General features: G+C 60.4%; 8 protein-coding genes and 3 rRNA genes. All 11 read left to right on the top strand.

The window, feature by feature from the left end:
* The 11 genes from ACQPYR_RS37740 to ACQPYR_RS37690 all read left to right on the top strand — a co-directional run bounded on the left by ACQPYR_RS37740 (position 1) and on the right by ACQPYR_RS37690 (position 12557).
* Positions 1-375: a F0F1 ATP synthase subunit epsilon gene (locus ACQPYR_RS37740; protein WP_387294047.1), complete on the top strand. Its 375-nt coding sequence runs from the start codon at positions 1-3 to the stop codon at positions 373-375.
* Positions 376-575: 200 nt separating this feature from the next.
* Positions 576-998 (top strand): DUF2550 domain-containing protein, encoded by a 423-nt coding sequence (locus tag ACQPYR_RS37735; protein ID WP_062982618.1) that lies wholly within the window; start codon positions 576-578, stop codon positions 996-998.
* Positions 999-1127: 129 nt separating this feature from the next.
* Positions 1128-1709: a cob(I)yrinic acid a,c-diamide adenosyltransferase gene (locus tag ACQPYR_RS37730; protein ID WP_433624117.1), complete on the top strand. Its 582-nt coding sequence runs from the start codon at positions 1128-1130 to the stop codon at positions 1707-1709.
* A gap of 151 nt (positions 1710-1860) precedes the next feature.
* A complete protein-coding gene (gene murA, locus ACQPYR_RS37725) occupies positions 1861-3120 on the top strand; it encodes a UDP-N-acetylglucosamine 1-carboxyvinyltransferase (protein WP_387294049.1) in 1260 nt (419 codons plus the stop codon).
* Positions 3121-3618: 498 nt separating this feature from the next.
* A 16S ribosomal RNA gene (locus ACQPYR_RS37720) occupies positions 3619-5135 on the top strand.
* A 322-nt stretch (positions 5136-5457) separates the two neighbouring features.
* Positions 5458-8592 (top strand): 23S ribosomal RNA (locus ACQPYR_RS37715).
* Positions 8593-8712: 120 nt separating this feature from the next.
* Positions 8713-8829 (top strand): 5S ribosomal RNA (gene rrf / locus ACQPYR_RS37710).
* Together the 16S, 23S and 5S rRNA genes form the textbook arrangement of a ribosomal RNA operon.
* Before the next feature lie 206 nt (positions 8830-9035).
* Complete coding sequence (locus ACQPYR_RS37705) at positions 9036-9767, top strand: rhomboid-like protein (RefSeq protein WP_433624114.1); 732 nt, start codon at positions 9036-9038, stop codon at positions 9765-9767.
* Positions 9768-9825: 58 nt separating this feature from the next.
* Positions 9826-10512 (top strand): endonuclease NucS, encoded by a 687-nt coding sequence (gene nucS, locus ACQPYR_RS37700; RefSeq protein ID WP_433624112.1) that lies wholly within the window; start codon positions 9826-9828, stop codon positions 10510-10512.
* A gap of 943 nt (positions 10513-11455) precedes the next feature.
* Entirely contained in the window at positions 11456-11764 is a 309-nt protein-coding gene (locus ACQPYR_RS37695) for an ATP/GTP-binding protein (RefSeq protein WP_433624110.1), read from the top strand.
* Positions 11765-12053: 289 nt separating this feature from the next.
* A complete protein-coding gene (locus ACQPYR_RS37690) occupies positions 12054-12557 on the top strand; it encodes a TetR/AcrR family transcriptional regulator (RefSeq protein ID WP_433624108.1) in 504 nt (167 codons plus the stop codon).
* Positions 12558-12601 lie beyond the last annotated feature (44 nt).

Genomic DNA, 12601 nt, shown 5'->3' with positions numbered 1-12601 from the left:
ATGGCGGAGATGTCAGTTGATCTGGTCGCCGTCGAACGTTTGCTCTGGTCTGGCCAGGCGACGTTCGTCAGCGCGCAGACCACCGAAGGTCAGATCGGCATCATGGCGGGTCATGAGCCGCTGCTCGGCCAGCTGGTCGAGGGCGGCATCGTGAGCATCGTGCCCACCGAGGGCGAGCGGATCACCGCGGCGGTGCACGGTGGGTTCTTCTCGGTGACCGCGACCTCGGTCCGGGTGCTTGCCGAATCCGCGGAGTTCGCCGATGAGATCGACGTCGAGGCGGCCCGTCGGGTGCTGGACGACGCCGATGCCTCCGAGGAAGCGAAGATCGCGGCCCAGGGCCAGGTGCGCGCGGTCGAAGAGGCGAAGGCGTAGTACCGCACCAGGATTGGGTACGACCCGCTAGTACGGCGCTGTCGGCGGCGAAGGTATTCGCCGCCGACAGCGCCGTTTCCGGCTTCGAACGTTCAAAGACAAGGCCCGGCCATTTGTAAACTCGGGGCCGTGGTTGAATGGCCGCGAGGTGTCGTCGACACGGCGGCGGAACGAAGGGACGAACGGCATTGCAGACCGGGATGGTTCTCCTGATCATTCTGGTGCTCACGCTCGTTCTGTTGGCGTTGGCCTCCACCTACCGGCTGATCATGTTGCGCCGCGGCGGCACCGCCGCGATTCTGCGGGTGCTGCCCGCGCGTGGCGGTCAGGGGTGGCGGCACGGCCTGATTCGATATGACGAGGATCGCCTCGTCTTCTACAAGCTCTCCAGTCTGAAACTGGGCCCCGACTCCACCATTCGACGCCAGGGCATCGAGATCGGTGATCGGCGCGGCCCGCGCGGCGACGAATACGACATCATGACCGACGAGATCGCGGTGACCGCGGTTTCCGATAGTGACGGCAATTACGAATTGGCCCTGGATCGCGGCTCACTGGCCGCCTTCCTCTCCTGGGTCGAATCCCGGCCCTCGGATCGCACCCGTCGGCTGCCCGGACTCTAGGCTCCTCCGCCTCCCCGAATCTTTAGGCGCCAGATTCAGTGGGGCTGTGGGGCAAGGTAGCCCGTCCCCGACGAGTCACCCATGTACTTACCAAATCAGTTGCGGCGTGTGTAGCGATAGGGTGGGCATGTGAGTGTGCACCTGACGCGGATTTACACGCGAACCGGCGACGACGGGACGACCGGTCTCAGCGATTTCTCGCGGGTGGCCAAAAACGATCCGCGGCTGGTCGCCTATGCCGACTGTGACGAAACGAACGCTGCCATCGGTGTCGCCGTCGCGCTCGGTGACCCTGCCCCGGAATTGCTGAAGGTATTGCGCCAGGTGCAGAACGATCTGTTCGATGCGGGCGCGGATCTTTCGACGCCGGTGGTCGAGGAGCCGAAGTATCCGCCGCTGCGCATCACCCAGCCCTATATCGACCGTCTCGAAGCCTGGTGCGATGAATTCAATGCCGATCTGCCCGCACTGAATTCGTTCATTCTGCCCGGCGGTACGCCGCTGGCCGCCCTGCTGCACACTGCTCGTACAGTGGCGCGGCGGGCGGAGCGTTCGGCATGGGCCGCGGTGCAGGCGCATCCGGACGATACGAATATCCTTCCGGCCAAGTACCTGAACCGCCTCTCCGACCTGCTGTTCATCCTCAGCCGTGTCGCCAACCCGGGCGGTGACGTGTTGTGGAAGCCTGGTGGCGAACAAGGTGGTTCGTGAACTGTCCGATCCGCACCGACACGCGCAAAAGTTTGCTGGACACCCCGAAAGTCGTCCCAGCTACCTGGATATAACCCCGGCACTGCTACCACCGGCCCGCAACGCAACTATCCTTTGCACCAACAGTGCGCCGAATACGCGGAGAGGCGGCATGGAACGGTTTTTGGTTACTGGCGGGAATCGACTCGTCGGTGAGGTCGCGGTCGGGGGTGCGAAGAACAGCGTCCTCAAGCTGATGGCGGCTGCATTGCTGGCCGAAGGCACGACCACCATTACGAACTGCCCGGACATCCTCGATGTGCCGTTGATGGGTGATGTGCTGCGCGGCCTCGGCTGCGACGTCACGATCGACGGGTCGGTCGTCACGATCAACACGCCTGCGGAGCCCAAGTACCACGCCGATTTTCCGGCGGTTACGCAGTTCCGTGCTTCGGTCTGTGTGCTCGGTCCACTGATGGCGCGTTGTAAGCGAGCTGTTGTCGCCCTGCCCGGCGGTGACGCGATCGGTTCGCGACCATTGGATATGCACCAGGCGGGTCTGCGGCTGCTCGGCGCGACCAGCGAAATCGAGCACGGTTGTGTGGTCGCGCGCGCCGAAGAACTACAGGGTGCGCGGATCAGGCTGGACTTTCCCTCGGTGGGCGCTACCGAGAACATCCTCATGGCGGCCGTGCTGGCCGAGGGGGAGACGGTCATCGACAACGCGGCCCGTGAACCCGACATCGTCGATCTGTGCAACATGCTCGTTCGGATGGGCGCGCGGATCAGCGGTGCGGGTACCTCGGTGCTCACCATTCAGGGGGTCGAGCGGCTCGCGCCGACGACGCACCAGGTGATCGGCGACCGGATCGTGGCCGCGACTTGGGGGATCGCCGCCGTGATGACCATGGGGGATGTCCGGGTCACCGGTGTGAACCCCAAGCATCTGTCCCTCGTGCTGGACAAGCTGCGCTCGGCCGGTGCGCGGATTTCGTTCGAACCGGATGGTTTCCGGGTGATCCAGGCCGATCGGCCGCGCGCGGTGAATTTCTCGACGCTGCCTTTCCCCGGATTCCCGACCGATCTGCAGCCGATGGCCATCGGTCTGGCGGCGATTGCGGACGGCACCTCGATGATCACCGAGAACATCTTCGAGGCGCGGTTCCGTTTCGTGGAGGAGATGATCCGGCTGGGCGCCGACGCGCGGACCGATGGACATCACGCGGTGGTGCGCGGAATTCCGCGGCTGTCGAGCGCGCCGGTGTGGTCGTCGGATATTCGGGCCGGCGCCGGTTTGGTACTTGCCGGTCTGGTTGCCGATGGCACCACCGAGGTGCACGACGTCTTCCATATCGACCGCGGCTACCCGAATTTCGTCGAGCAGCTGCAGGCGTTGGGTGGTCAGGTCGAGCGCGTCGGTGCCGCGGATTGATCATGTGAACGGAAGGCGACGATCACCTCTTGCCGAAAACCGTTAATGACCAGGCGATTTGACATCGTGCACACCGACACGTAACTTTATTCGAGTCAGAGCGACACGGACACCGACCCGGGGCCGACGCGCTGAGCCGAAAGGCTGGGCGAAGGACCAGGGAAACGAGGTAGGACGTTGAGCGCCTGACGATCACACTAGCTCGAACGGGACCCCGATTTTGAATCGGATTCACGGCTGAGCTAAGCTGGATAAGTTGCCTCACCGATCGACCGGGATCAAACCCGCTAGATGGTGTGTGCGTGTGTTCTTTGAGAACTCAATAGTGTGTCGATGAATGTCAGTGCCAAATATTTTTTGGTTCCGGCCTCTCATACCCCCGTGTGGTGAGGTTGGACATTTTAGTCAGCAAATACTTTTGCTGGCGTTTGATTTTGCTAGGTTTTCGGACTCTAGTTAGATATTTCTGATTCACTCTTCGGGGTGTTTCGTGAGTCTTCAACGGAGAGTTTGATCCTGGCTCAGGACGAACGCTGGCGGCGTGCTTAACACATGCAAGTCGAGCGGTAAGGCCCTTCGGGGTACACGAGCGGCGAACGGGTGAGTAACACGTGGGTGATCTGCCTCGTACTTCGGGATAAGCCTGGGAAACTGGGTCTAATACCGGATATGACCTCAGGATGCATGTCTTGTGGTGGAAAGATTTATCGGTGCGAGATGGGCCCGCGGCCTATCAGCTTGTTGGTGGGGTAATGGCCTACCAAGGCGACGACGGGTAGCCGACCTGAGAGGGTGACCGGCCACACTGGGACTGAGACACGGCCCAGACTCCTACGGGAGGCAGCAGTGGGGAATATTGCACAATGGGCGGAAGCCTGATGCAGCGACGCCGCGTGAGGGATGACGGCCTTCGGGTTGTAAACCTCTTTCGACAGGGACGAAGCGTGAGTGACGGTACCTGTAGAAGAAGCACCGGCCAACTACGTGCCAGCAGCCGCGGTAATACGTAGGGTGCGAGCGTTGTCCGGAATTACTGGGCGTAAAGAGCTTGTAGGCGGTTCGTCGCGTCGATCGTGAAAACCTACCGCTCAACGGTGGGCTTGCGGTCGATACGGGCGGACTAGAGTACTTCAGGGGAGACTGGAATTCCTGGTGTAGCGGTGAAATGCGCAGATATCAGGAGGAACACCGGTGGCGAAGGCGGGTCTCTGGGAAGTAACTGACGCTGAGAAGCGAAAGCGTGGGTAGCGAACAGGATTAGATACCCTGGTAGTCCACGCCGTAAACGGTGGGTACTAGGTGTGGGTTTCCTTCCACGGGATCCGTGCCGTAGCTAACGCATTAAGTACCCCGCCTGGGGAGTACGGCCGCAAGGCTAAAACTCAAAGGAATTGACGGGGGCCCGCACAAGCGGCGGAGCATGTGGATTAATTCGATGCAACGCGAAGAACCTTACCTGGGTTTGACATACACCAGAAACGCCTAGAGATAGGTGCCCCCTTGTGGTTGGTGTACAGGTGGTGCATGGCTGTCGTCAGCTCGTGTCGTGAGATGTTGGGTTAAGTCCCGCAACGAGCGCAACCCTTATCTTATGTTGCCAGCGCGTTATGGCGGGGACTCGTGAGAGACTGCCGGGGTCAACTCGGAGGAAGGTGGGGACGACGTCAAGTCATCATGCCCCTTATGTCCAGGGCTTCACACATGCTACAATGGCCGGTACAGAGGGCTGCGATACCGTGAGGTGGAGCGAATCCCTTAAAGCCGGTCTCAGTTCGGATCGGGGTCTGCAACTCGACCCCGTGAAGTTGGAGTCGCTAGTAATCGCAGATCAGCAACGCTGCGGTGAATACGTTCCCGGGCCTTGTACACACCGCCCGTCACGTCATGAAAGTCGGTAACACCCGAAGCCGGTGGCCTAACCCTTGTGGAGGGAGCCGTCGAAGGTGGGATTGGCGATTGGGACGAAGTCGTAACAAGGTAGCCGTACCGGAAGGTGCGGCTGGATCACCTCCTTTCTAAGGAGCACTTCTACGCTGGTCGGTTCGAATAGTCGTCCTCGACCGCGTCAGAGACCGTGTAGTTCTCACATGTAGAACTGCGGATGCTCATGGGTGGAACGCTGGCAAGTTTCATTGCATTGGATCAATCCTGAGTGGTTGGTCGCGGTGAATATATCGACACACTGTTGGGTCCTGAGAGAACAGACGTTCTTTCCAGGCAAGATAACGACGAGATTGGGCCGCAGTCATACCGGCTTCTTCGGAAGTGCTGGTGCTGTATCGGGTTTCAGTCTTGTGTGTTGTTTGAGAACTGCACAGTGGACGCGAGCATCTTTGTTTGTAAGTGTTTAAGAGCGTACGGTGGATGCCTTGGCACCAGGAGCCGATGAAGGACGTAGGAGGCTGCGATAAGCCTCGGGGAGCTGTCAACCGAGCTGAGATCCGAGGATTTCCGAATGGGGAAACCCAGCACGAGTGATGTCGTGTTACCCGCATCTGAATATATAGGGTGTGTGGAGGGAACGTGGGGAAGTGAAACATCTCAGTACCCACAGGAAGAGAAAACAATAGTGATTCCGTGAGTAGTGGCGAGCGAAAGCGGATGAGGCTAAACCGTTCAGATGTGATACCCGGCAGGGGTTGTCTGGACGGGGTAGTGGGAGCATTCTTCCCTGATCTGCCGGTCAGGGCGACAGTGAGAAACCGTTGTGTTAGTTGAAGTGGTCTGGAACGGCCTGCCATAGACGGTGATAGTCCGGTAAATGAAAACTCAACGGCTGTTGTGGATGTTTCCCGAGTAGCAGCGGGCCCGTGAAATCTGCTGTGAATCTGCCGGGACCACCCGGTAAGCCTGAATACTCCCTGGTGACCGATAGCGGACTAGTACCGTGAGGGAAAGGTGAAAAGTACCCCGGGAGGGGAGTGAAATAGTACCTGAAACCGTGCGCTTACAATCCGTCAGGGCCTGCGAGTGACTTGTCACTGTGGGTGATGGCGTGCCTTTTGAAGAATGAGCCTGCGAGTTAGTGGCATGTGGCGAGGTTAACCCGTGTGGGGTAGCCGTAGCGAAAGCGAGTCCGAATAGGGCGTTTTGAGTCGCGTGTTCTAGACCCGAAGCGGAGTGATCTACCCATGGCCAGGGTGAAGCGACGGTAAGACGTCGTGGAGGCCCGAACCCACTTAGGTTGAAAACTGAGGGGATGAGCTGTGGGTAGGGGTGAAAGGCCAATCAAACTCCGTGATAGCTGGTTCTCCCCGAAATGCATTTAGGTGCAGCGTCACGTGTTTCACGCCGGAGGTAGAGCTACTGGATGGTCTAGGGGGCCTACAAGCTTACCGAAATCAGCCAAACTCCGAATGCCGGTGTGTGAGAGCGTGGCAGTGAGACTGCGGGGGATAAGCTTCGTAGTCGAGAGGGAAACAGCCCAGATCGCCGGCTAAGGCCCCTAAGCGTGTACTAAGTGGAAAAGGATGTGGAGTCGCGAAGACAACCAGGAGGTTGGCTTAGAAGCAGCCATCCTTGAAAGAGTGCGTAATAGCTCACTGGTCAAGTGATTCTGCGCCGACAATGTAGCGGGGCTCAAGTACACCGCCGAAGCCGCGGCATTCACACAATACATCCGCTGAGTTCTACGGGATTTGGTGCAGTGGTGTGGATGGGTAGGGGAGCGTCCTACAGCCATGGAAGCAGCAGTGTGAGCTAGTTGTGGAGGCTGTGGGAGTGAGAATGCAGGCATGAGTAGCGAAAGACGAGTGAGAAACTCGTCCGCCGAATGACCAAGGGTTCCTGGGCCAGGTTAATCCGCCCAGGGTGAGTCGGGACCTAAGGCGAGGCCGACAGGCGTAGTCGATGGACAACGGGTTGATATTCCCGTACCCGTGTATCCGCGCCCAATGGCGAATCAGTTGTGCTAAGTATCCAAAACCCAAGAGACTTCCTTCGGGAAGCTGGAGGGGGCTGCATACGATCCTGGCTGTAGTAGTCAAGCGATGGGGTGACGCAGGAAGGTAGCTGGGCCAGTCAGTGGTTGTACTGGTGTAAGCCTGTAGGGCGCGACATAGGTAAATCCGTGTTGCATATGGCCTGAGAGGTGATGCGTAGCCGATTGAGGTGAATTCAGTGATCCTATGCTGCCGAGAAAAGCCTCTAGTGAGTTGGTACACGGCCCGTACCCCAAACCGACACAGGTGGTCAGGTAGAGAATACTGAGGCGATCGAGAGAACTGTGGTTAAGGAACTCGGCAAAATGCCCCCGTAACTTCGGGAGAAGGGGGACCACGTCTGGTGACGGTTCTTGCAGCCTGAGCTGGGTGTGGTCGCAGAGACCAGAGAGAAGCGACTGTTTACTAAAAACACAGGTCCGTGCGAAGTCGTAAGACGATGTATACGGACTGACGCCTGCCCGGTGCCGGAAGGTTAAGAGGACCGGTTAGCTACTTCGGTGGCGAAGCTGAGAATTTAAGCCCCGGTAAACGGCGGTGGTAACTATAACCATCCTAAGGTAGCGAAATTCCTTGTCGGGTAAGTTCCGACCTGCACGAATGGCGTAACGACTTCTCTGCTGTCTCAACCACAGACTCGGCGAAATTGCATTACGAGTAAAGATGCTCGTTACGCGCGGCAGGACGAAAAGACCCCGGGACCTTCACTATAGCTTGGTATTGGTGTTCGGTACGGTTTGTGTAGGATAGGTGGGAGACTGTGAAGCGGGCACGCCAGTGTTTGTGGAGTCGTCGTTGAAATACCACTCTGATCGTATTGGACCTCTAACCTCGGGCCATGATCTGGTTCAGGGACAGTGCCTGGTGGGTAGTTTAACTGGGGCGGTTGCCTCCTAAAATGTAACGGAGGCGCCCAAAGGTTCCCTCAGCCTGGTTGGCAATCAGGTGTCGAGTGCAAGTGCACAAGGGAGCTTGACTGTGAGAGTGACAGCTCGAGCAGGGACGAAAGTCGGGACTAGTGATCCGGCACCGGCAAGTGGAAGCGGTGTCGCTCAACGGATAAAAGGTACCCCGGGGATAACAGGCTGATCTTCCCCAAGAGTCCATATCGACGGGATGGTTTGGCACCTCGATGTCGGCTCGTCGCATCCTGGGGCTGGAGTAGGTCCCAAGGGTTGGGCTGTTCGCCCATTAAAGCGGCACGCGAGCTGGGTTTAGAACGTCGTGAGACAGTTCGGTCTCTATCCGCCGCGCGCGTCAGAAACTTGAGGAAGGCTGTCCCTAGTACGAGAGGACCGGGACGGACGAACCTCTGGTGTGCCAGTTGTCCTGCCAAGGGCACTGCTGGTTAGCTACGTTCGGAAGGGATAACCGCTGAAAGCATCTAAGCGGGAAGCCTGTTCCAAGATGAGGTTTCTCACCACCTTCGAGTGGTTAAGGCCCCCTACAGACCATGGGGTTGATAGGCCAGAACTGGAAGCCCGGTAACGGGTGTAGGTGACTGGTACTAATAGGCCGAGGACTTACCAACGAAGAAGCTACGCGTCCACTGTGCGGTATCTGAAACAACACACAGACACTGCAGCAGACAACAGAAGGGGTTCGTTCCCTGTGCTGGTTGTCGGGTTGTGTGTGGATAGTTTCATAGAGTTACGGCGGCTATAGCGGTGGGGAAACGCCCGGTCCCATTCCGAACCCGGAAGCTAAGGCCACCAGCGCCGATGGTACTGCACTCGACAGGGTGTGGGAGAGTAGGACACCGCCGGAACATCATTGCGAAAGGCCCCCAACACCAGTTGGGGGCCTTTTTGCTTTATATCTTCTTTGTGTGCTGTACGCCACGAGGTTTCGGAGCAATCTCACAGGGAACAGTCACCCTATGCGGCGCTCCGGCGTTCATCATGGAGAGTGACAGTAAGTAGTAATCAGCGTCGGCATGCTCGATAGCAGCGGTCGATGCGCATGGAGGTGTTGATGGTCGCAGCGACGACAACCGCCGACCGCGCGCCGGTCGAACCCCTCAGACCACTTCGCTTGCGCTGGTGGCAGCTGAGGCTCCCGGCGACGTTCGGATATCTGGCGGCCCTTGTCGCTGTCACCGCTGTCTTCTCCGCGATGAGTGAGACCTCGCAGGCACGGGTGGTGCTGCACGCGAGCACGAATCTGCACAATCTGCTGAATGGCCGAGTGGGCACCGTGCTCTCGAGCGCACTGGTGATCGGCGATGTCAGTGCCGCCTGGGTGCTGATTCCGTTGCTCGGTTGTCTGCTCGCGCTTGCCGAACTGCGCTTCGGCGCGGTCCACATGGTGCGGGTATTCCTGGCTGGGCATATCGGTGCCACACTCCTTGTCGCGGGCGGTCTGTGGATCGCGATCGAGGCCGATTGGTTGCCCGCGAGCATCCGCTGGGCACAGGACGTCGGCGTGAGTTACGGCGCTATGGCGTTGGTCGGGGCGATTGTGGTCGCCATTCCACATCGCTGGCGAATCGCTTGGTCGACGGTGTGGTTCATCGTCGCGGCCGAGGGCGTGCTGATCGAACAGACCTTCACCAATGTCGGTCACCTGCTGGCCTTCTGCATCGGAACCGGGGTCGGCTTCGGCATGCTGCGCGCGAAAGCGGCATCTACCCGCCGACTCACCCGGATCGAATCCGGTCTGCTCGCCGTGAGCGCATTCCTCGCGGCAATTCTGCTCATGGGCTGACAGCCGACGCAGCGGGGGTGACGCTGGGGCGGGCCGGGCGCTCACCTACAGTGCTTGGGTGCGCCTAGTGATTGCTCGCTGTCAGGTCGACTACGTAGGGCGACTCACCGCCCATCTCGCGATGGCCCGCCGATTGTTGCTGATCAAAGCGGACGGATCGGTCCTCGTGCATTCCGACGGCGGCTCGTATAAGCCGCTGAACTGGATGAGTCCGCCGTGCTGGTTGGAGGAGCGCGACGGTGATGCGGTGCCCGAGGGCGCGAAGGCCTTCTGGGTGGTTACCAATAAGGCGGGTGAGGAACTGCGCATCACCATCGAGGACGTCGAGCACGACTCCGCGCACGAGCTGGGTGTGGACCCTGGTCTGGTGAAAGATGGTGTGGAGGCCCATCTTCAGGAGTTGCTCGCCGAACACGTGCAGACCCTCGGCCCCGGCTACACACTGATCCGCCGCGAGTACATGACCGCCATCGGCCCGGTCGACCTGCTGTGCCGTGATGCCGACGGCGCAACCGTGGCCGTCGAGATCAAGCGCCGTGGTGAAATCGACGGTGTCGAACAACTCACCCGCTACCTCGAACTCCTGAACCGGGACCCACTCCTCGCACCGGTCGCCGGCGTCTTCGCCGCCCAACAGATCAAGCCCCAAGCCCGCACCCTCGCCGAGGACCGCGGCATACGCTGTCTGACCCTCGATTACGACGCCCTACGCGGCACCGAGAGCAACGAATTCCGCCTCTTCTAGCAAGCGCCGCCCGCTAAGCCGTGGCACATGAGTTCGCCTGCGGCACATGAGTTCACTTGCCATGCACTGGTTTGCCGCCGCTGCGTATGAGTTTGCGCGCCGGATAGGGTTGCCTGTCTGTGCGTGAGATCGTGCGCCGTGCGAGAGCTCGCGCGTTGTGTATGGATTCGCCGGGTAAACGTGAATGGTGCGGGAGATGTTGCGAGGGAAGGGACCGACTGCGCTCGCGGTAGGTGAGTTCGTAGGGGGTGGGTATGTTCGGCGGCCGCGCATGGCTTTGCTCGCCGTGGATGGGTTCGCGCGTTGTGTATGGATTCGCCGGGTAAACGTGGACGGTGCGGCAGATGTTGCGAGGGAAGGGACCGACTGCGCTCCCGGTAGGTGAGTTCGTCGGCGGTGCGTGACATCGCCTGCAGTGGCTTATGTGTTGGCGGCCGCGGATGGCTGTGCTTGCCGCGCATTTGTTTGTTTGCCGGGCACGGCTTTGTTCGCCGCCTGTGGGGTTTGCCCGCTGCGCAGGAGTTCGTGCGTTGCGCGTGGATTCGCCGGGCAAACGTGGACGGCGCGGGAGATGTTGAGCGGGAGAGACTGTGCCTCCGGTACGTGAGGTCGTCGTCGGCGTGTGACCCTGTCTGCAGGGCGTATGTTCGGCGGCCGCACATGAGTTTGTTCGCGGCGTACGGGTTCGTGCATTGCGCATGCCGCGGCGGATGAATGCGCGCCGCAGATGAGTTCGCCTGCTGCGCACTGGTTTGGCCGCCGCGTATGAGTTTCCCGCTGGGCATCGTTCGTGCACAGGGTTGGTTCGCGGGCTGGGCATGGATTTGCGGGCTGTTCGGCGGGTTGTGGTTCGTCGGGGATTAACGTGCGTGGCATGGGGTGGTGCGTGGGAAGGAAGGACTGCGCGCGCAGCGTGAAGTAGGCCACGACCTAGGCTTATGGGATGCCCCGACGGAAACCGCGGACGGAACGCCAGGTGGGCCGCTCGCAGGAGGGCAACCCGCCGATCGGCGATGTCTTCGGTAGGCGGGAGGCCGGACCGGACAGCGACGACATGTACATCGTGCGAACCATCCCAGGTAGCCGGGCTGTCAAAACTTATCGTTGCCCCGGCTGTGATCACGAAATCCCGCCCGGTGTAGCCCATATCGTCGCCTGGGCGGTCGACGACGGCGAAGACGACCGCAGACACTGGCACCGCGGCTGCTGGAACGGCCGCCATACCCGCCGAATCACCCGCCGCTGGTCCTGAATCCCCTGCGCCCCAGAGCAACCCACTGCGCACCCCGCGTCGCCAATGCACCCCGCGTGGAGACGGTATGCGGCCGCTACAAACTGTGCGTGTCCAAGTCGGAAAGCGCACCTTTGAGGGTGCCCGCACGGAGGTGAGTCTGCGGACTGACGGGCGCCTGCAGTGCTGCAGGCAGTGCGCATCTGTGGACACAAAGGTGGCGCTTGCGGACAAAAGGCTCTGAAGGCGCACCTTCACCCTGTGCCGCGTTACCGGAAAGCGGGCGCGCATCCGTGGACAGGGGTAGCGCTTGCGGCAGAGTGTGGACTTCCGGCCTGAAGGCAAGGCGTTCACCGATCAGATGCTGGCCTGCCGGTCCATCGTGGACGAGGGGCTCGCCGACCCGGATCCCTGGCACGGCTTCTGCCTTGCGATCGAGAAGCTCTGCGAGCTGCAAGCACGCGACCACGGCTTCACCGCGGCCTTCATGTCCGCCTACCCGCACGCGCTGGATTTCGCTGCGATCCGCACGTCCTCGCTGACCGGTGCCGCCGAATTGATCCGCCGCGCCAAGGACACCGGGCGCCTGCGCCCCGACATAGTGCTGGACGACCTCATCCTCATGATCATGGCCAACAACGGCATCCAGGCGAGCACGCCGTCAGCACGCATCGCGGCCTCCCGACGCTTCGCCGGCCTCATGATCCAAGCGTTCCAGGCTTCCCTCGCATCCTCACCACTGCCGCCGGTACCACGATTGATGCCCGCGGTCTCGGTACCCCGACGCATAAACAACAGACCAGACGCAGGGTGACCAGGGGCACCTCAACGCCATGTCATCGGCATTTCCGGACCTTC

Origin of the sequence: Nocardia sp. CA-120079 (genome assembly GCF_050955745.1) — a bacterium.
Lineage (GTDB): Bacteria > Actinomycetota > Actinomycetes > Mycobacteriales > Mycobacteriaceae > Nocardia.
The sequence above is the reverse complement of the archived record's forward strand: the minus strand, read 5'-3'. Positions and strand labels throughout refer to the sequence as shown.